The organism is Frateuria sp. GZRe14 (assembly GCF_051900395.1).
Lineage (GTDB): Bacteria > Pseudomonadota > Gammaproteobacteria > Xanthomonadales > Rhodanobacteraceae > Frateuria_A > Frateuria_A edaphi.
The window spans coordinates 461,130-481,773 of record NZ_JBHZGJ010000002.1; the positions used below are offsets into that span (position 1 = coordinate 461,130).

The 20,644-nt window shown below is 68.0% G+C and carries 16 protein-coding genes and 1 pseudogene; 4 read left to right on the forward strand and 13 right to left on the reverse strand.

Annotated elements, in window-relative coordinates; all coding sequences use genetic code 11:
• Positions 1–91 precede the first annotated feature (91 nt).
• The 4 genes and pseudogenes from ACFWZ1_RS16335 to ACFWZ1_RS16350 all read right to left on the reverse strand — a co-directional run bounded on the left by ACFWZ1_RS16335 (position 92) and on the right by ACFWZ1_RS16350 (position 6,433).
• On the reverse strand, positions 92–2,137 hold the full coding sequence (locus tag ACFWZ1_RS16335) for a YadA family autotransporter adhesin (protein WP_439667297.1): 2,046 nt from the start codon (positions 2,135–2,137) through the stop codon (positions 92–94).
• A gap of 36 nt (positions 2,138–2,173) precedes the next feature.
• A pseudogene (locus ACFWZ1_RS16340) lies at positions 2,174–2,545 on the reverse strand (ESPR domain-containing protein); the annotation flags it as partial.
• Between the two features lie 80 nt (positions 2,546–2,625).
• The gene (locus tag ACFWZ1_RS16345; RefSeq protein WP_439667213.1) at positions 2,626–4,203 is read right to left on the reverse strand and encodes a M4 family metallopeptidase; all 1,578 of its coding nucleotides are present in this window, start codon (positions 4,201–4,203) and stop codon (positions 2,626–2,628) included.
• A gap of 274 nt (positions 4,204–4,477) precedes the next feature.
• Entirely contained in the window at positions 4,478–6,433 is a 1,956-nt protein-coding gene (locus ACFWZ1_RS16350) for a S8 family peptidase (protein ID WP_439667214.1), read from the reverse strand.
• 275 nt (positions 6,434–6,708) lie between these two features.
• On the opposite strand from ACFWZ1_RS16350, the gene ACFWZ1_RS16355 reads away from it, so the two are divergent.
• Positions 6,709–7,494, forward strand: a complete 786-nt coding sequence (locus ACFWZ1_RS16355; protein WP_439667215.1) for a TatD family hydrolase — start codon at positions 6,709–6,711, stop codon at positions 7,492–7,494.
• Between the two features lie 35 nt (positions 7,495–7,529).
• Here the strand turns inward: ACFWZ1_RS16355 and ACFWZ1_RS16360 are convergent, their stop codons facing one another.
• The 6 genes from ACFWZ1_RS16360 to ACFWZ1_RS16385 form a co-directional block, all read right to left on the reverse strand.
• Complete coding sequence (locus ACFWZ1_RS16360) at positions 7,530–8,276, reverse strand: class I SAM-dependent methyltransferase (RefSeq protein WP_439667216.1); 747 nt, start codon at positions 8,274–8,276, stop codon at positions 7,530–7,532.
• 70 nt (positions 8,277–8,346) lie between these two features.
• Positions 8,347–8,880 (reverse strand): pseudouridine synthase, encoded by a 534-nt coding sequence (locus ACFWZ1_RS16365; protein ID WP_439667217.1) that lies wholly within the window; start codon positions 8,878–8,880, stop codon positions 8,347–8,349.
• A gap of 3 nt (positions 8,881–8,883) precedes the next feature.
• Positions 8,884–9,762: a class I SAM-dependent methyltransferase gene (locus ACFWZ1_RS16370; RefSeq protein ID WP_425600807.1), complete on the reverse strand. Its 879-nt coding sequence runs from the start codon at positions 9,760–9,762 to the stop codon at positions 8,884–8,886.
• A gap of 35 nt (positions 9,763–9,797) precedes the next feature.
• Positions 9,798–10,460 carry an NYN domain-containing protein gene (locus ACFWZ1_RS16375; RefSeq protein ID WP_231322086.1) on the reverse strand — a complete coding sequence of 221 codons (663 nt, stop codon included), beginning with the start codon at positions 10,458–10,460 and terminating at the stop codon, positions 9,798–9,800.
• Positions 10,461–10,652: 192 nt separating this feature from the next.
• The gene (locus ACFWZ1_RS16380; RefSeq protein ID WP_439667218.1) at positions 10,653–11,765 is read right to left on the reverse strand and encodes an S-(hydroxymethyl)glutathione dehydrogenase/class III alcohol dehydrogenase; all 1,113 of its coding nucleotides are present in this window, start codon (positions 11,763–11,765) and stop codon (positions 10,653–10,655) included.
• A gap of 103 nt (positions 11,766–11,868) precedes the next feature.
• Positions 11,869–12,783 (reverse strand): LysR substrate-binding domain-containing protein, encoded by a 915-nt coding sequence (locus ACFWZ1_RS16385; protein ID WP_231322090.1) that lies wholly within the window; start codon positions 12,781–12,783, stop codon positions 11,869–11,871.
• A gap of 136 nt (positions 12,784–12,919) precedes the next feature.
• Between ACFWZ1_RS16385 and ACFWZ1_RS16390 the strand changes: the two genes are divergently transcribed.
• Positions 12,920–13,093, forward strand: coding sequence for a hypothetical protein (locus ACFWZ1_RS16390; RefSeq protein WP_231322092.1), 174 nt, complete (start codon positions 12,920–12,922; stop codon positions 13,091–13,093).
• A 151-nt stretch (positions 13,094–13,244) separates the two neighbouring features.
• Positions 13,245–14,195 carry an aldo/keto reductase gene (locus ACFWZ1_RS16395; RefSeq protein WP_439667219.1) on the forward strand — a complete coding sequence of 317 codons (951 nt, stop codon included), beginning with the start codon at positions 13,245–13,247 and terminating at the stop codon, positions 14,193–14,195.
• Positions 14,196–14,287: 92 nt separating this feature from the next.
• Here ACFWZ1_RS16395 and ACFWZ1_RS16400 read toward each other — a convergent pair whose 3' ends face one another.
• From ACFWZ1_RS16400 to ACFWZ1_RS16410, 3 genes are all read right to left on the reverse strand, one after another.
• Positions 14,288–16,522 (reverse strand): NADP-dependent isocitrate dehydrogenase, encoded by a 2,235-nt coding sequence (locus tag ACFWZ1_RS16400; protein ID WP_439667220.1) that lies wholly within the window; start codon positions 16,520–16,522, stop codon positions 14,288–14,290.
• A 228-nt stretch (positions 16,523–16,750) separates the two neighbouring features.
• A complete protein-coding gene (locus tag ACFWZ1_RS16405) occupies positions 16,751–17,155 on the reverse strand; it encodes a DUF4156 domain-containing protein (RefSeq protein ID WP_231322099.1) in 405 nt (134 codons plus the stop codon).
• A gap of 149 nt (positions 17,156–17,304) precedes the next feature.
• A complete protein-coding gene (locus tag ACFWZ1_RS16410; protein WP_439667221.1) occupies positions 17,305–20,163 on the reverse strand; it encodes a M16 family metallopeptidase in 2,859 nt (952 codons plus the stop codon).
• 248 nt (positions 20,164–20,411) lie between these two features.
• Here ACFWZ1_RS16410 and ACFWZ1_RS16415 point away from each other — a divergent pair, with 248 nt between their 5' ends.
• Positions 20,412–20,618, forward strand: coding sequence for a hypothetical protein (locus tag ACFWZ1_RS16415; RefSeq protein ID WP_231322101.1), 207 nt, complete (start codon positions 20,412–20,414; stop codon positions 20,616–20,618).
• Positions 20,619–20,644 lie beyond the last annotated feature (26 nt).

The following is a 20,644-nucleotide window of genomic DNA, read 5'->3' on the forward strand; positions in this document are numbered from 1 at the left end:
TTCCGACTAACATCACGCGCACAAGTTCAGCACAACGTGAAACGGCCGGCGCCTGCATGTGCGCCGGCCGTCCGCGGGCTTGCCCCGTGGCTTACCAGCCCACGCCCAGGCCCACGCCACCGGAGGTTTCGCTGCCGCTGACCGCCGCGCCGAAGGTCAGGCTGGCCTTGGAAGACAGCTGGCGCGAATAGCCCACCGCCAGCGCGCCCTGGTTGTGATAACCGCCCACGCCCACGCCCAGGCGGTTGGGGCTGTCGATGCCCTGGGTGCTGAAGGCCATCTGCGACATCGCCGTGCCCATGGCGCCGACCGCGTCCAGGCGATTGTTGACGGTGCGGAAGCGGTCGTCGACTTCGCGGCGGAAGCTGGACAGGTCCAGCGACACGTTGGCCAACCGCTGGTCGGCGTAGGACTGCGCCCGAGCCAGGGTCTGGCGGTCACCGGCATCGGCGTAGATCTTGGCAGTGCCCAGCGCCTGGTCGACCTGCCCGGTGTTGGCCGCGTCGGTGGGCGCACTGCCGGCCGCCACGTTGGTGATCTGCCGCTGCTGGCTGGCCGTACCGACCGAGACGGTATTGGCGCGGTCCGCGATCGCGCCCTGGCCCAGTGCGACTGCCCCGCTCGCACTGACACTCGCGCTTTCACCTACCGCCACGGCATTGGTGGCGTCGGCGGTTATGGTGGTGTTGGCGCCTACCGCCGTGCTGCCATCGGCTCCCACGTGCGCTTTGCCGCCGATGGCAGTGTCGTTAGGGCCGGCGGCGTAGCTGTCGCCGCCAATCGCCGTGCCATGGTCGCCTTGCGCCTGCGCGGCTGAACCGAGGGCGACGGCCTTGGTACCGGTCAGGGCATTTGCCACAGAGTCGCCGTCGACACTGAGATAACCCAGGTCAGCTGTGTTGGACTGGAGGCTACCTAGCTGGCCCTCGATGTTGGTTACGCGACCATCAATGTTCGTCACTTCAGAACCAAGGTCGTTGATGGCCTGGCCGTTCGTCCCGGCGAGGTCCGCCAGGGCATCGAGCTGGCCTTTGTTCACCGCGTCCATCGCGTCGACTCCGTCGGCCACGTTGACGACGCGCCGCTCGCCGCCAACGGTGCCGACCGACACCGTGTCGTCCTGGTCGGCGACCGAACCGGCACCCAGCGCCACGCTGTTGTCCGCCGGTGCAAAGGCGCCCGCGCCGACCGCCACGGCGGCCGAGCCATCGGATTCGCTGCCATCGCCAACCGCGACGCTGTCTACATTGGAGGCCACCGAACCGACGCCCATCGCGACCGAATAGTCGCCCAAGGCGGTGCTTTGCACGCCCGAGGCCACGCTGGCGTAACCGGTGGCGTTGGCGGCGTAGCCGAAGGCACTGGCAAAGTCCGAGGCTACGCTGAAACCGCCCAGCGCGTTTGAATAGTCGCCGGCGGCAAAGCTGTCCAGTCCGATCGCTACCGACTGGCTGCCGAACGCGCCTGTATTGGGATCGGCTTGGGAGCCGATGGCAATGCTGTAGGCGCCCTGCGCGTAGGCATCGGAACCAAGCGCCGTGGCTGAGCTGTCGAGCGCCTGGGCGTTATTACCGTTGGCAGTAGCCTTGTCCGCGGCCGCAAGCGAGCCGCTGCCCATCGCCGAGGCGCCCGTGCCCTGGGCCCAGGCGCCATTGCCGCTGGCCAGGGCGAAGTCGCCCAGTGCGGTGGCCTGATAGCCGTTGGCCATGGCGCCGGTACCTTGTGCGTAGGCCAGCGAGCCGAGCGCGATGGCCCCCTCGCCCGAAGCGGTCGTGGCCTCGCCGGACGCCAGGTCCGGATCGCCGCCGCCGATCGCGATGGAGCCGCGATCGGAAGCTTGGGCGTTGGCGCCCAGCGCCACGCTCTCGTAGCCATCGGCGCCGGCGTTGGTGCCGCCGGCGAACGAGCCCTGGCCAGTGGCATAGGAGAGCGAGCCAACCGCAGTACTGTCCACGCCATCGGCGCCGGCCCCGGCGCCAAGCGCGGTGGCGCCGAACGCACTGGCTTCGGTGCCATACACCGTGCCATCGAAATCCGTGTAGTTGCCGCCAATTGCTGTGGCGCTTTCGTCCGTGGCCGTGCTGTCGGTGCCAACGGCCAGGCCATACAACGAGGACGTGTAAGAGCGCGCACCCATCGCTAACGACCATGACCCGTCGGAGCCAGCATTCTCGCCGACGGCGACCGAGCCGTGCCCCGCTGCGTTCGCATAAAGGCCCAGCGCCGTGGCATACATACCCGCGGAAGCACTATGGCCGCCAGCTGTACCGCCTTCCAGTACAAACGGATCGACCAATACCGGATCGGTACCTGGATCTGCAGCAAATACCGCCGCCTGTGCGGGGCTTGCTGCCACCGCGACCGTCATTGCCGCCCCCAGCACCAGCGCGCGAGCGCGCCCACCAGAGGCACGCTTGCCCTGGCTGCGTGCCAACTCGGAGGCGACCACAATCATGCCCAACGCCCGGTTCCAAACCTTGCTGTGGATCTTGTTCACAAGCATCTCCCAGTCCGCCAGCGTCTTGTTCGCCCGGCGGATGTTCATTCATTCGAAAAAGGGATGGCCGAACGCACGCGCCGGCCACCCGGTCGACCGCGAGCTGTGTGGCTCGCGCGCCAGAGCACTCAGCGGCAGGTGACTCCGACGGTGCTGAAGGCGGCCGCGACATCGGCCTGTGGGTAACCGCGGTCGGTGGCCGCCTGTTCGACGCCGCATGCGCCACTGTCGAAAGACTCGTCTGGCCCCCAATACAGGGCGTTTGCGTCGTGGAAGACCTCGAATGCCGTGCGCGTGTTCCACCCGGCGGTTTTGGCCAGGTTGCAAAACGCACGGTTGTAGACGCCGCTGGAGTAATGGACGTCGAGGCCGTCGTAGTACTGCGTGGCGTTATCGATCGAGGTGCCGTCGTTGCTCGGCGTACACATGTCGCGCAGCGCCGTCATGCCAAGTAGCGGTACGGTGGTCGGCTTGATGATCTCAGCACCGGTCATGAAGTCGTTGCTGCCACGGTCGAAATACTTCACGGCCTCGCCGGCCATGTCGGAAAACGCCTCGTTCATGCCGCCGGACTGGCCCGCGTACTCCAGGCCCGAATGCTGTTCGGTGAAGCCGTGGCTGATTTCATGGCCAGTGATGTCCAGCACCACGAACGGGTAGAAATACTGGTCGCCGTCGCCAAAGACCATTTCGGAGCCGTCCCAGAATGCGTTCTCGTAGTTCGCGCCGTAGTGCACCCACATGTGCAGCTGCATCGGGCTGCCATCGCCGTTCTTCAGCGGCGGCGCGCCGAACCAACTGTTGTACATGTCGTACACCACACCACCGAAGTGGTGTGCATCGTTGATGGCCGAATACGCGCCGTTGATATCATCGCCCATGCTGGTCCAGCCGGCGGGGTTGGTGCCGGCGCAACCGAACGACCACAGCGTTACACGCTGGCCGCCAGCCACGTTGTAGGTCGCGACCTCATTGTTCTGCAGGTAACAGGTGCTGCCGATGCGGGTGGCGCTGAGCAGCTCGCGGCCGGCGCCCGAACCGTCGTAGTGGTACAGGCCGGTCAGGTCGTTGCCGCCCGGGCCGTTCGCACTGACTGCGGTTGGTGTGCCGGTGCCAGGGGGGCGGCGACCGGTGGTCAGGCCGTCCCAATGACGCAGCACTTCGCCGGTGTTGGCGTCAACGATCGCGGTCGGACGCGAAATCCCGCCGTTCACGGTGACCAGGTAGGAGGTGCGGTAGGCCAACCGGGCGTTGCCCTTGGCCTGCGGATAGACGAACAACTCGCTCCGGACGTTGCTTGCGGCCATGCCGCGCTGGCCCAGCTTTGCCTGCAGGGCTGCCTGAGCCTGGGCGCCGTTGAGGCGCGGGCGGACCGAGTGCAGCTGGCCGGCCAGGCTGGCTTCGGCCTCGCCATGGGCGCTCAGTACATTGCCGCGGGCGTCGCGTTCGACCACCAGGCTGCGCCCGTAGACCGGCACGCCCTGAAACGTCTGCCGCTCGCGCGTCTTGACGGTGCCACGCACTGTTTTCGCATGCGCACCGGCGGTGAAGGTGCTGCCCTGGCCCAGGCCCAGGCGATTGGCCAGCGTGGCCGGCGCGAGGTTGCCCAGGCGACCGGCATGGATGTGGACGGGCGTGGCGCATAGCGAAACCGAGGCGCAACCCATCGCGGCGAGCATGGCGCCGACGAGCTTCTTCTGGAACATGTTCTCCCCCTACGGACGGTAGCCCGGCTTGTGCTTCGGGCTTTCGAATAACGCCGTCAAATCGCGAAAATGACGACTACGTCACGGTATGGAGGGTTGACGGGAGCGTCAACCGCGAAATATTCCAAGGGCCTTCGCACTTGGCTTCTGCTATCAGTAAGCGGTTTTGGCCGCTCCACGTGGGCAAAGGAAACGGCCGCCACATTTGGCGACCGGATGCGTCTGCTTAGCGCCGTGCGGTGATGCGCAACGGCGCAAAGCTGCCTAATTACGATCAGCGTGCGGCGATGTATTTCCCCACCAGGTTCACGCCGCTGTAGTCCGTCCGCCCGGCCAGGGTGACGAACCACGTGCCGGCTGCCGGGTGGTCGAGCACCACCGACTCGTCGGTGCCGGCGTGCGCGGAGCGGCAGTGGTAGTCGTCCGCCGTGGCGGGCGTGCCCTGGTTGACATAGAGGGTGACGTCGCCGCTGCCCCCCGTCGTGCGCAGGCTCAGCTTGCCGGTGCCCGCGGGCACGTCGATGCGGTACACCGTGCGGCTGCCCTTGGCTCCGGATTGGTCCGACAGCGCCACGCCGTTGGCCAGCACGGCTGGCTGGCTGGTGGTCACGCCGTTGGCGATGGCCATGTTCACCGCGGCGTAGGCATCCAGGATGCCGGCACCGATGCGGTGGTCGGGCGCCACCTTCGGCGTGGCGGCGGTACGCTGCAGGATGTCCAGCACCGCGGCGGGCGACAGCGGCTCGAGACCGCGGGCCAGTCGCGCGCCCTGCATCAACGCCACGGTGCCGCTGACGTGCGGGGTCGCCTGGGACGTGCCCGCGTAGCCGGCATAGCTGGAGTCATCGGCTACCGGCTTGGTGGTGCCACTGTTGATCGCCTGCCAGACGAAGCCGTCCGAGACCTGCTCGCCGCTGTTGCGGTCGCCTGCGTAGATGCCGCCGCCGGGCGCGGCCAGGTCGACCGTGCGTCCGTAGTTCGAGTAGTACGCACGCCGGCTGGTGATGCCGGTGGCCGCGACCGTGATGGTGCCCGGACAGCTGGCGGGCGAGAAGTACTTCGCGTTGTCGTTGTCGTTGCCCGCCGCGACCACCACCACCGCGCCGCGCCGGTTGGCCAGCGCGATCGCCTGTCCCATCGGATCGTCCGCCGTGCACTGGCCGTAACCGCCGAGGCTGAGGTTGATCACCTGCGCCGGATGGGTGTTGTCCGGCACGCCGTCGACGTGGCCGCCGGCAGCCCAGATGATCGCGTCGCTGATGTCGCTGTCGTAGCCGCCGCAGTGGCCGAGCACGCGGATCGGCAGCACCCGTGCGCGGTAGGCGATGCCGGCCAGGCCGACGCCGTTGTTGGTGCGTTCGGCACCGACCGTGCTGGCGACATGCGTGCCGTGCCAGGAACTGGGCTGCGGCGGGTTGAACTCGTCCGTGCACATGGATTGCCAGGGCTTGCCGGTGGTCCAGTCACCGGGGTCCCAGCCGCCGGGGATGCGGCCGTCGGTCTTTCGACCGGAGAGGAACGCGTCGGTGATGAAGTCGTAGCCCGCGCCGGCGAGCTTGGTGTTGACGTCCACGTGCGTGGTGATGCCGGTGTCCAGCACCGCGATCACGATGCCCTTGCCGTCGGCCAGGTCCCACGCCGCATTGACGTGGGAACCGCCGTAGTTGCGGTCGCCCGATACGGTGGCGCGGCCACTGGGCGCCTTGAGATCCCACTGGTAGCTGGCGTAGTCGGTGTCGGTCGGACGGAAGGCCGACGGACGCAGCGAGGCCGGCGCGGCGATGTCGCTCACCGGACGGCGCAGCACGTCCGGCGCCACGTGCAGCACGGCCGGGTCGCTGGCCAGCTGCGCCATCAGTGCGGCGGCTTCGTTGCGGTCGAGCTTGCGCGAGGTGCGCAGCACGTCGGCGCCGATCGCCAACCGTCGCCCGTAGCTGGCCTGCACGGGCGCCTGCATCATGCCCTGCGGACCGAGCGTGGCGCGCACCAGGCCGGCGCGGGACAGCGCCGCGCCCATGCTCTGGCGCATGAAGGACGGATTGGCGCGCTCGGCGCTGCCTGGCCGCCAGGTCACGATGAAGCGGTCGTAATGGCCGTCGCTCTTGAGCGAGCTGATGTTGTAGTGAGTGCCGCCGAGCCCGCCGGTGGTGCTGGCGGCGTGCGCCGCCATCGAGAAGGCGAAGGCCATGGAAGCGCCGAGCAGCGCCCCGATCCGCATACGATTTGCCATGAAGTGATTCCCCGGTTTTGAGCACCCGCCGCCTTGCACGGCGGGCAGTACTGCACGGAGTCCTGAAACCCCGCTTCCGTCGACGACGGTCGCCATGGACGCGTCCTGCCGGCTGTCGCGTGACTGCATCACCAACGCCCCCCACTGCTTCCTTGCCGTCGTCGACTTGCAAGCTAGGGGGTCATTTGTCGCCCCGATGTGACAGCGGGCTGGACGGCGGTGCGCCTTGCCAATCGGGGCCGCTCTGCAACAATGCGCGCTTTTGCGGACCTGCCATGCAGCTGATCGATATCGGCGCCAACCTCACGCACGAATCCTTCCGCCACGACGTTGCCGACGTGCTCGCGCGGGCGGCGGCGCAAGGTGTCACGCGGATGATGGTGACCGGCGCTTCGCGCGAGGGCAGCGAGCAGGCGCTGGCACTGGCGCACGAGCATCCCGGCGTGCTGTGGGCAACCTCGGGCGTGCATCCGCACCACGCGGTCGACTACGACGAGTCCACCGATGCGCGCCTGCGCGAACTGGCGCGGTTGCCCGAAGTACGGGCCGTCGGCGAGACGGGACTGGATTACCACCGCAACTACTCGCCGCGCGACGTGCAGTTGCGCGTGTTCGAGCAGCAACTGGCCATCGCCGCGGAACTGGGCAAGCCGCTGTTCCTGCACCAGCGTGACGCGCACGCGGATTTCCTGGCTCTGCTCAAGCGCTACCGCGATCGCGTGCCGGCGGCGGTGGTGCACTGCTTTACCGACACCCGCGAGGCGCTGCGCGACTACCTCGCGCTGGGCTGCCACATCGGCATCACCGGCTGGATCTGCGACGAGCGGCGCGGCACGCACCTGCGCGAGTTCGTGCGCGAGATCCCCGCGGGCCGGTTGATGCTCGAAACCGACGCGCCCTACCTGCTGCCACGCACGGTGCGCCCGCAGCCGAGCCATCGACGCAACGAGCCGATGTACCTGAAACACATCTGCGAGGAAGTGGCGCGCGATCGCGGCGAGCCGGTCGAGGTGACCGCGGCGAACAGCACGGCCGCGGCCGCGGCGTTCTTCGGGCTCTAACGCCCGCGGCCCTCCCTTCCGGGGTGAGGCCGGGGTCAGAGGCGGCCGACGCGGGTGAAGAAAGGCCAGCGCACGGTACGCACCCTTCCCGGCTCGCCCCACGCATCGGCAAGCGCGGGCGTCGCCGCTTCGACCGGGTCGATGCCCGTGCGCTTCAGGTGCCGCTGCGTGGCCGACCACGACCGCAGGTAGGCGAGGAACTGCGCCAGGTTCCACTCCGCATGCATGGCGAAGCTCGGCGCAGATACCGGTTCGAACGGAAACGCCAACCCTTGATAGCCGCTGTCCACCAACGCGCGTTCCGGCGGCCAGTCGCCACCGAGCGTATCGGCGTAGAGCTTCCATTCGACGGCATCTACCGTCCGGTCCACGCTGCAGTTGCCGTAGGCCGATACCGCCAGCAGCGCGCCCCGTTTTGCGACGCGGCGCACCTGCGCGTGGAAGGCGTCCAGGTCGAACCAGTGCAGCGCCTGCGACACGCTCACCAGGCTCACGCTGCCAGCCGCCAGGCTGCTTTGCTCGGCCGGTTCCACGCGGTAATCGATGGCCGGGTGCGCACTCGCCTGCGCGATCTGCGTGGTGCTCGGATCGGTCGCCACCACGCGTTCGAAATGCGCCGCCAACCCCAGGCTGGCCTGGCCGTTGCCGCAACCGGCATCCCAGGCGAGCGTGGTGTCCGGCGCCTGGCCGGCGAGCCAGGCGAACCAGTCGGCCGGCGGCAGCGGTCGGGCGTCGCGATAGAGCGTGGCGTGGCCGGAGAAATGGTCTTTGAAGGGAGGCATGGGCAGACGGCCGCAGGGTGGGCTTCAGCCTACCGCTACATGGTGGCGGCAGGACGGGCTGAAGCCCACCCTACAAGAGCCGGCGGGTTTCGCCCGGGAGCAGGCCGTCCAGCGCCCAATCACCGATGCGCACCCGGACCAGCCGCAGCGTCGGAAAACCGACCGCCGCCGTCATCCGCCTTACCTGACGGTTGCGCCCCTCGCGCAGCGTGATGCTCAGCCAGCTGGTGGGGATGGCCTTGCGGAAACGCACCGGGGGGTCGCGCGGCCACAGCCAGTCCGGCTCGGCCGCACGTTCGACGCCGGCCGGCAGGGTGAGGCCATCGTTGAGCGTGACGCCACGGCGCAGCGCGGCGATCGCCTCGTCGGTGACTGCGCCGTCCACCTGCACCAGGTAGGTCTTGGCTTGCTTGTGGCGCGGATCGGTCAACCGGTGCGCCAGGCGCCCGTCGTCGGTCAGCAGCAGCAGGCCTTCGCTGTCGTGATCCAGCCGTCCGGCCGGATAGACGTCTTTTTCGCGCACGAAGCCGGCCAGCGTCGGCCGGCTGCCGTCACCGGAAAACTGGCACAGCACGCCGTAGGGCTTGTTGAGCGCGATCAGCATCCGTCACGGCGCGGAGGCCGCGTGCGCGGGCGCCTCCGGCTTCACAAAGCGCAGCGTCATGCGGTCGGATTCGCCGATCGCCAGATACTTGTCCTTGTCCTGGTCGCCCAGCGCCAGCGTGGGCGGCAGCGTCCACACGCCCTTGGGGTGGTCGTGGTCGTCCTTCGGGTTGGCGTTGATCTCGCTGCGACCGTCCAGCACGAAGCCGGCATCGGTGGCGAGCTTCACGACGTAGTCCACCGGCAGGTAGCCACTGCCCTTGACCTCGTCCAGCGAGGCGCCGGCATCGGCGCGATGGTCGGCAACGCCGAGCACGCCGCCGGGCTTGAGCACCCTGTAGAAGGCCTTGAACATCGCCTGCGCGCTGCCGTCCATCGCCCAGTTGTGCACGTTGCGGAAGGTCAGCACGCGGTCGGCCGATGCCGGAGGGCCGAGCACCGGCGCCTTGGGATCGAAGGTCACGATCGAGGCCTGGCCGAACTGCGCCGGGTGCGCAGCGAAGAGCTTGCGCAATGCACTGTCGTCGCTGCGCGCCTCGTCATCGGCGGACGGCTGCTTTTCCGCGGCAATGTAATGGCCGTTGTCGCGCAGCAGCGGCGCGAGGATCTGCGCGTACCAGCCGCCGCCGGGGGTGATCTCGATCACCGTCTGGTCCGGGCGCAACTCGAAGAATGTCAGCGTTTCCTTCGGGTGGCGATACATGTCGCGCGCGCGCTGATCGGCCGGGCGCCAGTCGCCGCCGATCACCTGGTCCAGCTGGGTCGCGGTGTAGTCGCTGGCGCTGGTCGGCGGCACCAGCGCGTCGGCGGGCTGGTCCTGCGCGATGGCCGGCAGGGCCATCAGCGCGGCGGTGCAGAAGGTACAAATCAGCAGGCTCTTCATCGTGTCTCCTTACGGCCATGCGTGGAACGAATGCTTCAGAAAGGGCGCGGGCAGACCGACTGCAATCCGTCGATGTGCTCGTGCAGGTCCGGGGCTATACCCTGCCACATCGGGTCGAGGATGAAGTCGATGCCCTCGTAGCGGGCGAGCTTGGCCGCCGGGATGAAATCCGCATCGCCGGCGACCAGGATGATCTGGTCGACCAGTTTCTTGTAGGTCAGCGCGGCGATGTCGATGCCGATCTTCATGTCCACCTGGGTCTGGCGCATGTCCGGCTCGAAGTGCTCGTCGCCCAGATCCTCCCACGCCAGGGTGCCCTCGCGCAGCTGCTGGTAGGCATTGAACCGGAGTTTCCATTCGCCGCGCTCGGCCAGCCGCCCCAGCCTGAGCGCCATCTTGCGCTGGCGCCGCAGCTGGTCGTGCAGCTCGCGGCGGAACGCTGCCGCGCCGGTGCGCGAGAAGTCCACCGCCTCGCCGCTGAGCGGGCGGACCAGCACCTTTTCCAGCGGCGGGCAGTCGTAGAAGAAGATCCGGTACATCGACTCGCGTGGACGATCCAGCGCCTTCAGGTGTTCCAGCGCCATGCCGAACACCGTCTTGGCCACGGTGCGCGCGTCATTGGCGTCGCGCTCGCCCCAGACCTTGCGGTAACGGGCAAGGAAGAAGGCGCCGTCGACGAGGATGGCGGTGCGTTGCATGGGAATCCTTTGGGGGAGTGCCGGGGAGGCGCGCGCATTCTAGCCGAGCGCCCGGTCGCGAGCCTTACCCCGCGAAGGCAGGCGCGGGGCGCGCCAACGGGCGCTCCTGCCGGACAGCCGGTACAGGCCTCCGCAAGGCCGCGCCCCATCCGCCCCTACGGGCACTTCCCCGCGAGCGGAGGAAGGAGGAGGTCAGTAGCGGATCACCGAGCGGATCACGCGACCCTCGTGCATGGCATCGAACGCCTCGTTGATGCGTTCCAGCGGCAATTCCTGGCTGACCATCTCGTCGATCCTGATCTCGCCCGCCAGGTAGCGCTCGACGTAGCCCGGCAGCTGCGAGCGGCCCTTGACCCCGCCAAACGCCGAGCCGCGCCACACGCGCCCGGTCACCAGCTGGAACGGCCGCGTGCGGATCTCCTGCCCCGCGCCGGCCACGCCGATGATCACCGACTCGCCCCAGCCCTTGTGGCAGCACTCCAGCGCTGCGCGCATCACGTCCACGTTGCCGATGCACTCGAACGAATAGTCCACGCCGCCGCCGGTGAGCTCGACGATCACCTGCTGGATCGGCGTGTCGGGATGGTCCTTCGGATTGACGTAATCGGTGGCGCCCAGCAGTTTCGCCATCTCGAACTTGGACGGATTGGTGTCGACCACCACGATGCGCCCGGCTTTCGCCATCACCGCGCCCTGCACCACCGACAGCCCGATGCCGCCGAGCCCGAACACCGCCACGCTCGCGCCCGGTTCCACCTTCGCGGTGTTGAGCACCGCACCGATGCCGGTGGTGATGCCGCAGCCGAGCAGGCAGACCTTCTCCAGCGGCGCGGCCTTGTTGATCTTCGCCACGGCGATCTCGGGCAGCACGGTGTATTCGCTGAAGGTGCTGGTGCCCATGTAGTGATGGATCAGCCGGCCGTCCTTGGAGAACCGGGACGTGCCGTCGGGCATCAACCCCTGGCCCTGGGTGGCGCGGATGCGCTGGCAGAGGTTGGTCTTGCCCGAGCGGCAGTATTCGCAGGTACCGCACTCGGGCGTGTACAGCGGGATGACGTGGTCACCGACAGCCAGCGTGGTCACGCCCTCGCCCACCTCTTCCACGATGCCGCCACCCTCGTGGCCCAGGATCGCCGGGAACAGGCCTTCCGGATCGGCGCCGGAGAGGGTGAACGCATCGGTGTGGCAGACGCCGGTGGCGACGATGCGCACCAGCACTTCGCCGGCCTTCGGGCCGGCCACTTCCACGTCCTCGATCGACAGCGGCTTGCCTGCTTGCCAGGCGACGGCGGCGCGGGATTTCATGGGCGGCTCCAGGCGGACGGAAACCCCGATGATGCCGCGCGCCGGCCACCGAAGGAACCGGTAGGCGCAGCGGTGCGCGCGCGTGAACTTGGCTCCAGCAGGGTCAGGCGTTGGCGGCCTTGTCCTCGCGCAGCCGCGGCATCTGCGTGCAGTACGCCTCGGCCTCGCCCAGGAGCCATTCGCGGAACACCTGCAGGCCGCGGTGCTCTTCCGAGCGCGGCGGGTAGACCAGCCAGTAAGCCTCGTGGATCGGCAGGTAGCGGTCGCCCAGCACCACCAGCCGGCCGGCGTCGATCAGCGAGCGCGAGCTGACCATCCGTCCCAGTCCCACGCCCAGGCCCTCCAGCGCCGCGTGGCGCAGCGCGTCGGTACTGTCGAAATGCGCCACGTAGCGTTTGGGTGGCGTGCCGCCCACCTCCGCGAACCATTCGCGCCAGCGGTCGCCCGGGTCGCCCAGCAATGGCCAGTCGCCAAGCTGGCGGGGATCGGCCCCGCCCATGCGCGCGATCAGTTCGGGGGTGGCCACCGGCGCCAGCCACTCGCCGAACAGCCGTTCGCTGGTGAGCCCGGGCCATTGGCCGCGGCCGTAGCGCAACGCGGCGTCGACCGGCTCGCGCTCGAAATCCACCAGCGTGGTGCCCGACTGCAGGTTGAGCTCCAGTTCCGGGTGCGCGGCGACCAGCCCGGGCAGCCTCGGCACCAGCCAGCTGGACATGATTCCCGAGCTCGCGCTCAGCGTGAGCGAGTCGTGCCGCCGCTCGCGATAGCGCGCCAGCGCGTGGTCGATGCCATCGAAGTGCTCGCCCACCGCCTCGAGCAAGCCGCAACCTTCAGTGGTGAGCGTGACGCCACGCGGGCCGCGCTCGAACAGGCGGCGGCCGAGGCGATCTTCCAGCTGGCGGATCTGGTGGCTCAGCGCACTGACGGTGAGATTGGCCTGCACCGCCGCGCGCGACAGGTTGCCCACGCGGGCCACCCGCACGAACTGCTGCAACAGACCCAGCGGAACATGGCTCACGAGGTCGGCCTCCCAGGTGCATGTAGAGCCTTGAAATGCGCTCAAGGCTGGCTTGCGAATATATCGCTTTTTGGCCGTCCGAAGGCGACGTACCTTGAGCACACCCCAAGGCAACACATCCCACCCGGAGGTTCCCGTGAAACCGTTCTGGAAGCAGTTGCTGTACCTGCATGGCCACGCCCTGCCCACCGACCTGCGCTGGCGCGAGGACGCGCCGGAGGTACGCGGTCGCCGCGCGGCCCCGATCGTCAAACCGGTGGCACCGATGCTGCGCTGGCGCGATGCGCTGCGCGCTGCGTTGATCAGTTGATCGCAGCGCCTCCACAACAGCCACCTGTAGAACTGCAGGAGCGCACCAGTGCGCGACCGTGAGGCACCCGGTCGCGCATCGATGCGCTCCTGAGGTTGATTCCGTCGCAGCTGCTCTCCATTTCCTGGGATTCCCGCCCCGGAGAAACTCCATGCAACTGCGCCCGCTCGGCCGCTCGCCGCTTTCCATCGCCCCGCTCGCCTTTGGCGGCAATGTGTTTGGCTGGAGCGCGGACGAGAAGCGCTCCTTCGAGTTGCTCGATGCCTTCGTCGGCGCCGGCTTCAACCTGATCGACACCGCCGATGTCTATCCGGCCTGGGTGCCGGGCAACCGCGGCGGCGAATCGGAAACCATCATCGGCCGTTGGCTCAAGGCCAGCGGCAAGCGCGACCAGGTAGTGATCGCCACCAAGGTGGCCAAATGGGCCGAGCAGCCGGGCCTGTCACCGGTCAACATCCAGCAGGCGGTGGAAGGCTCGCTGCGACGCCTGCAGGTCGACTGCATCGACCTCTACCAGGCGCACGAGGATGACGCCTCGATACCCCTGAGCGAGACGCTGGGTGCGTTCGGACGGCTGATCGAACAGGGCAAGGTGCGCGTCATCGGCGCCTCCAACTACACCGCCGACCGCTTCGCCGAGGCGCTGAAGGTTTCGGCCGAACACGGCCTGCCCCGCTACGAATCGCTGCAACCGGAATACAACCTGCTGCGTCGTGCCGGCTACGAACGCGAGCTGGAGCCGCTGATCCGGCGCGAGCAGGTCGGCGTGATCAGCTACTACGCGCTGGCCAGCGGCTTCCTCTCCGGCAAGTACCGCAGCGAGGCGGACCTGGCCAAGAGCCGCGCGCGTGGCAACGGCGTGCGCAAGTATCTGGACCCGCGCGGGCTGGGTATCCTCGATGCCCTGGACCGCGTCGCCGCCAGCCACCAGTCCACGCCCGCGCAGGTGGCGCTGGCCTGGCTTATCGCCCGTCCCGGACTCACCGCGCCGATCGCCAGCGCCACCAGCGTGGAACAATTGCATGAGTTGCTGGGCGCGGTGAAGCTCGCGCTGGCGCCGGAGGAGATCGCGGTGCTGGATCGGGCGAGCGCCGAAACCTGACCGCTGTGGAAGCGCACCCTGTGCGCGACCGCGGCGCACCGGTCGCGCACAGGCGTCCGTAAAGAAAAGGGCGCCCTGGGGCGCCCTTTCTTTTAGCCTTCCAGCGTCGCCAGCGCGTCGGTGAAGGTTTTGCTCGGTCGCATCGCCGCACTCGTGCGCGCCAGGTCCGGGTGGTAGTAGCCGCCGATGTCCACGGATTTACCCTGCGCGCCATTCAACTCGGCCACGATGGAGGCCTCGTTGTCCGCCAGCGCCTTGGCCAGCGGGGCGAAGGTGGCCTTCAGTCCGGCATCCTCGTACTGCGCGGCCAGCGCCTGCGCCCAGTACAGCGCCAGATAGAAGTGGCTGCCGCGGTTGTCCAGCTCGCCGACCTTGCGCGCGGGCGACTTGTTGTTGTCCAGGATCCTGCCGTTGGCCTGGTCGAGCGCCTTGGCCAGCACCGCGGCACGCCGGTTGCCGTAGCGCTCGGCCAGATGCTCGAAGGAGGCGGCCAGCGCCAGGAACTCGCCCAGCGAATCCCAGCGCAGGTAGTCCTCGTCGACGAACTGCTGCACGTGCTTGGGCGCCGAGCCGCCGGCGCCGGTCTCGAACAGGCCGCCGCCGGCCATCAGCGGCACGATCGAGAGCATCTTGGCGCTGGTGCCCAGTTCCATGATCGGGAACAGGTCGGTGAGGTAATCGCGCAGCACGTTGCCGGTCACCGAGATGGTGTCCTGGCCCTTGCGGATGCGCTCCAGCGAGACGCGCATGGCCTCGACCGGCGACAGGATGCGGATATCCAGTCCGGCGGTGTCGTGGTCCTTGAGGTAGCGCTCGACCTTGGCGATCAGCTGCGCGTCGTGCGCACGCGCCGGGTCCAGCCAGAACACCGCCGGCGTGCCGGAGAGGCGCGCGCGGGTGACGGCGAGCTTGACCCAGTCCTGGATCGGTGCGTCGCGGGTTTCGCACATGCGCCAGATGTCGCCGGCTTCGACCGCGTGCTCGAACACCGCGTGGCCATCCTGGTTGGTGACGCGCACGGTACCGTCGACGGCGATCTGGAACGTCTTGTCGTGCGACCCGTATTCCTCGGCCTTCTGCGCCATCAGGCCGACGTTGGGCACCGAGCCCATGGTGGCGGGATCGAACGCGCCGTGCGCCTTGCAGTCCTCGACCACCGCCTGGTAGATGCCGGCGTAGCTGCGGTCGGGAATCAGCGCGAGAGTGTCCTCGAGCTCGCCTTTGGCATTCCACATCTTGCCCGAGTCGCGGATCATCGCCGGCATCGAGGCGTCGACGATCACGTCGCTGGGCACATGCAGGTTGGTGATGCCCTTGTCGGAATTGACCATCGCCAGCGCCGGACGCTTCGCGTACTCGGCCTGGATGTCGGCCTTGATCGCCGCCTGCTTCTCCTCGGGCAGCTGCGACAGGCGCGCGTAGAGATCGCCGATGCCGTTGTTGGCGTCGAAACCGACCTGCTTGAGCTCGGCCGCGTATTTCGCAAGCACGTCCTTGTAGAACTCGCGCACCACCACGCCGAACATGATCGGGTCGGAGACCTTCATCATGGTGGCCTTCAGGTGCAGCGAGAACAGCACGCCGTCCGCCTTGGCGTCGGCGATCGCGCTGTCGACGAAGCGCGCCAGCGCGGCGCGGCTCATCACGGCCGTGTCGACGACTTCACCGGCCTGCACGGCGACCTTTTCCTTGAGCACCGTGGTCATGCCGTCCTTGCCGACCAGCTCGATCTTCAGGCTGCCGCCCTTGTCCATCGTGGCCGACTGCTCGGAGCCGTAGAAGTCGCCGCCGTCCATGTGCGCCACGCGGGTCTTGGAGTCGGCGCTCCACTTGCCCATCTTGTGCGGATGCTTGCGCGCGTAGCTCTTCACCGAGGCCGGGGCGCGGCGGTCGGAATTGCCCTCGCGCAGCACCGGGTTGACCGCGCTGCCTTTGATCTTGTCGTAGCGCGCCTTGATGTTGTACTGCTCGACGTCGCCGTGGACCTCGTCGGGATAGTCCGGCAGTGCGTAACCCTGGGCCTGCAACTCCTTGATCGCGCTTTTAAGCTGCGGCACCGAGGCGCTGATGTTGGGCAGCTTGATGATGTTGGCGTCCGGCGTGGTGGCCAGCTGGCCGAGCTCGGCCAGGTCGTCGGCAATGCGCTGGCCTTCCTTCAGGTATTCGGGGAACTGCGAGAGGATGCGCCCGGCCAGGGAGATGTCGCGCGTCTCCACCTCGATGCCCGCGGTGTGCGCGAAGGCCTTGACGATCGGCAGCAGCGACTGGGTGGCCAGGAACGGCGCTTCGTCGGTCAGGGTGTAGAGAATCTTCGGGGCCTGGGACATCGTCTGCGTGACCTCTCGTGCAAAGGCGTACGGGGAAGCGCGGCAAGGACCAGCCCGGGCCGCGAAGAAAAGGCAAGACGGCCATTTTCGCCCGAATGACCGGCGCTGGCTATCGCACGGGCATACGCGGGCGCACGGATAGCCGGCGCACGCGCGTCAGGCGCGCGTGCGTGATCGGCAGGGCGGGGAACGCTCCGGTGACGGAGCGGGCGGACGCGACGGGCGTACTCAGCTGCCCTGGATCGGGTAGGTCTGCACGCCACCGCTCGCGGCGGGTGCCGGCTGGGTAGCCGGACGCGTGGCCGAGGCCGGGCGGGCGCTGCCGCACTGGTAGGCGCCCCAGGCCTGCTCGCCATCGACCGGCTCGCCCAGCGGCTTGACCGTATCGGCGTTCATCTTGGCCGCCTCGTTGCGCGCCATCACTTCCAGTTCGTCGCGCACCTTGATGTCGTTGCGGTCGACCGGGCCGACGCGTTCCATCACCGACACGGTGACCTTGCCCAGGTCGCGGCACTGCGAGACGTCGCCGCTCCAGGCCGTACGCACCTGCTTGCCCGCGTCGTTGAGGGTGATGCCCCAGGTGCAGGCGCCGAGGAGCAGGACGGGGACGAGCAGCAGCGGGGTCTTGCGCATGGAGGGGCTCCGGAGGGAATGCTGGGACAGCGCATCGTAGCGTGGAGCATGCACGGCCGGCACGGCGTCGCGCAGCGCCGTTTGCCTGCATGCAGGAAAGCCGCCCGCCCATCCGTCCCGTGGGGAACCGGAGGGCGGGCCATGCCGCCTCACTTCACCGGTTTGCCATCCGCATCGAGCACCTGCACCTTGCCCAGGTTCAGTGCGCGCACGGGCGCCTCGATCTTCTTGAGGTCGCCCACGATCACCCAGGTCAGGTGATCGGGACGGACGACTTCGTTGGCCGCCGCCTGAACCTGCGGGTCCTTCAACGCCTGGATGCGCGCCTTCTCGGTCTGGATCCAGTTGTCGGGACGGTCGTACAGGGCAATGTCTTCCAGCGCGCCCATCACCGCGGACGTGGTCTGGTACTCGCCGGGCAGGCTGCGCACGTCGCCTTCCTTGATCTTGGCGATTTCCTCGGCGCTCAGCGGATGCTTGCCGGCCACCCCGCGCGCCTCGGCAAGGATCTGCTGCGCCGACGGTGCGGTCTTGTCGGTCTGCACCGGCGCGTACATCAGGAACGGGCGCTGGCCCAGCGCATCGGGCATGAAGCTGTAGGCGCCGTAGGCCCAGTGCTTGTCCTCGCGCAGGTTCATGTTCAGGCGCGAGGTGAAGGTGCCGCCGAAGGCGCCGTTCATGGTCTCGATCGCCAGGTTGTTGTCGACCCGGGTCGAAGGCGCCAGGCCGCCGGCCAGGATCAGGCTTTGCTGCGCGCCGGGGCGATCGATCAGGTAGACACGCGAAGCGTCGGGGGACGCCACCTTGGCGAGGTTCTTCGCCGGCACCTTGCCCGCGCCCGGTTTCCAGTCGCCGAACACCTTGTTCAACTGCGGGATGATCCTGTCCAGCGTGGTGTCGCCGGCAACCAGGATCCGGACGTTGTCCGGCCGGATGAAGTCGCCCATGAAGCGGCGCATGTCATGGGCATCGAGCGCCGTGATCGAGGGCACCGTGCCCGAACCGGTGAACGGAATCGCGTAGGCGTGGCCTTCGCCGTAAAGCAGCGGCGGCAACGTGCGCAGCGCGATGCCGATCGGCTGGCTCTTCTCCTGCGCGATGCGCGCCAGCCACTGGCCGCGCAGGCGCGAGACATCGTCCGTGCGGAACGCCGGGTTGCGCACGATGTCGGCGAACAGCGCGAGCGACGGTTCCAGCTTGTCGTTCAGCGCGTTGAGCGAGACGTTGCACGCGTCCAGCCCGCAACCGCTGCCGATCTGCGCGCCCAGGCGCTGCTCGCGCTTGGCGATCTCGACCGAATCGAGGTCCTTGGTGCCTTCATCGAGCATCGCCATGGTGAAACTTGACGTGCCGAGCTTGCGGCCCTGGTCGGCGGCGTAGCCGGAGTCGAACATCAGCTGCACCTGCGTCGCCGGAACTTCGTGGCGCTCGGCCAGGATGACCTCGATGCCGTTGGCGAGCTTGCCGTGCTGCAGGGTCGGGAAGGTGAGGCTGGGGAATTGGGTCACCTCGGGCACGCCTTTGGTACGGTCCACCGGGCTCTTGACGATGGTGTATTCGCCTTTGGCCGAAAGCTCGTCCATCGGCTTGCCCGGCTGCGCGGGGCGACCGGCGTAGGTGGCGAAGTCGGTGTCCTCGACCTTGCCGGGCGTCACGGTGACGGTGTAGTCGCCCTTGGCGATCCATCGGTTGGCCGAGGTCTTCACGCTGGCCGGGGTGGCGGCCATCAACGTGTCGAAATCCTTCAGGTAGGCGCCGGGGTCACCCTGGTAGAGCTGGCCCTCGGCCAGGATCGAAGCCTGCGTATTGACGCGTTCCAGGCCGCGCACGAACGCGGCACGGATGCCGGTCTTGACCCGCTCCAGCTCGTCGGCGGTGGGGCCGTCCTTGAGGAACTTCGCCCACTCGTCGGCCACCGCGGCCTCGACCCTGGCCGGGTCGGCGCCCTTCTTCACGTCCACCTGCAGTTCAAACAGGCTGGCCAGCACGTGCTGCTCGATGTCGACCGAGACATCGTCGGCGAGTTTGTCCTTGTAGACCAGGCGCTGGTACAGACGCGAGGTCTTGCCGCCGCCGAGCACCGCGGCGGCCAGTTGCAGCTGGTTGAGTTCGACGTCGGTGCGCGAGGGCACGTTCCACTCGCGGTAAATGCGCGTCTGCGCGACGTTGTCGGTCATCGAGCCGCGGGTGGACTTCTGGCGCGGTGTCACCCACACCTGCGGTCGCGGCACGGCCGGGCCGGCGCCTATGTCGCCGAAGTACTTGAGCATCTTCTCCTTCGCCTGCGCCGGCGTGATGTCGCCGGCCAGCACCACCACCGTGTTGGCGGCGCCGTAGTAGTCCTTGAACCACTGCTTGACGTCGCCGAGCGAGGCGGCGTTCAAGTCGGCCATCGAGCCGATGGTGTCGTGGTGGTAGGGGTGGTTGGCCGGGAAGGCCTCGGCCTGGATCAGCTCGCTGACGCGGCCGTAAGGCTCGTTCTCGCCCTGGCGCTTCTCGTTCTGCACCACGCCGCGCTGCTCGTCCAGTTCCTTCTGGCCGATCGCGCCGAGCAGATGGCCCATGCGATCGGATTCCATCCACAGCGCCATGTCCAGCGCGGTGGTGGGCACGGTTTCGAAGTAGTTGGTGCGGTCCAGCCAGGTGGTGCCGTTCTGGTCGGTGGCGCCGGCCAGCTCGAACGGCTTGAAGTACTCGTCCTTGTGGTTCTCCGAGCCCTGGAACATCAGGTGCTCGAACAGGTGCGCGAAGCCGGTCTTGCCCTTCGGCTCGTACGAGGAGCCCACGTGGTACCACACGCTCACCGCCACGACCGGCGCCTTGTGATCCTCGTGAACCACCACCGTCAGCCCATTGGGCAGGGTAAAGCGCTCGTATTTCAGCTCGGGGATCTTCTGTGCCTGCGCGGCCGGTGCATCGGCGGCCTGCGCCGGCAGCAGGGCCGGTCCAGCCAGCAGGCTGGCGGCGATCAGTGCCAGCACGGTCTTGGGTGGGAAACGCTTTGCCACGGTGAACCTCCTGCGTCACGAAAGAGGCCCGAGGCTATCGGTCCGGGGCAAACCAGCACAAGCGACAAAGGCCATGGCTGTCCGGATGGTGTCCGCCCGCGGACCGCGCACTGTCCGCGGACAACCCGGGCGCATCGCTCCTTCGCGGGGAGGTATCCATGAATCAATGGGTTAGCGTTCCATCACGACTGGCACGAGCCTTGCCACTCCGTTGGCAGGATTCCACTCCCTCTCCAAGGAACGTCGCCATGAAACTCGAAACCCTGTTGCTGCGCAGCCTGTTCGCCGCCTGCCTGCTGGTATGCGGCTGGATCATGGCCTCGATGCTGTTCATGCCCGGACCGGTGCAGCTGGCCGGCGCCGGCGACGGTGCCGCGCTAGGCGTGACGCTGGCCGTGCCCGGCGCCTGCATGCTGCCGCCCGACGGCGTCGTTTGCCCGCGCGTGGAAAGCTGAGCATTCGAAGCGGTCTACCGCCGGCC

What these genes read in the sequence shown, in the direction of transcription:
- ACFWZ1_RS16375 (WP_231322086.1), bottom strand. Translation starts at nt 10,460, where the DNA reads ATGCAACGCACCGCCATCCTCGTCGACGGCGCCTTCTTCCTTGCCCGT.
- ACFWZ1_RS16365 (WP_439667217.1), bottom strand. Translation starts at nt 8,880, where the DNA reads ATGCTGATCGCGCTCAACAAGCCCTACGGCGTGCTGTGCCAGTTTTCC.
- ACFWZ1_RS16400 (WP_439667220.1), bottom strand. Translation starts at nt 16,522, where the DNA reads ATGTCCCAGGCCCCGAAGATTCTCTACACCCTGACCGACGAAGCGCCG.
- ACFWZ1_RS16415 (WP_231322101.1), top strand. Translation starts at nt 20,412, where the DNA reads ATGAAACTCGAAACCCTGTTGCTGCGCAGCCTGTTCGCCGCCTGCCTG.
- ACFWZ1_RS16395 (WP_439667219.1), top strand. Translation starts at nt 13,245, where the DNA reads ATGCAACTGCGCCCGCTCGGCCGCTCGCCGCTTTCCATCGCCCCGCTC.
- ACFWZ1_RS16350 (WP_439667214.1), bottom strand. Translation starts at nt 6,433, where the DNA reads ATGGCAAATCGTATGCGGATCGGGGCGCTGCTCGGCGCTTCCATGGCC.
- ACFWZ1_RS16380 (WP_439667218.1), bottom strand. Translation starts at nt 11,765, where the DNA reads ATGAAATCCCGCGCCGCCGTCGCCTGGCAAGCAGGCAAGCCGCTGTCG.
- ACFWZ1_RS16355 (WP_439667215.1), top strand. Translation starts at nt 6,709, where the DNA reads ATGCAGCTGATCGATATCGGCGCCAACCTCACGCACGAATCCTTCCGC.
- ACFWZ1_RS16405 (WP_231322099.1), bottom strand. Translation starts at nt 17,155, where the DNA reads ATGCGCAAGACCCCGCTGCTGCTCGTCCCCGTCCTGCTCCTCGGCGCC.
- ACFWZ1_RS16360 (WP_439667216.1), bottom strand. Translation starts at nt 8,276, where the DNA reads ATGCCTCCCTTCAAAGACCATTTCTCCGGCCACGCCACGCTCTATCGC.
- ACFWZ1_RS16335 (WP_439667297.1), bottom strand. Translation starts at nt 2,137, where the DNA reads ATGGGTGCGCGCTCTTACACGTCCTCGTTGTATGGCCTGGCCGTTGGC.
- ACFWZ1_RS16345 (WP_439667213.1), bottom strand. Translation starts at nt 4,203, where the DNA reads ATGTTCCAGAAGAAGCTCGTCGGCGCCATGCTCGCCGCGATGGGTTGC.
- ACFWZ1_RS16370 (WP_425600807.1), bottom strand. Translation starts at nt 9,762, where the DNA reads ATGAAGAGCCTGCTGATTTGTACCTTCTGCACCGCCGCGCTGATGGCC.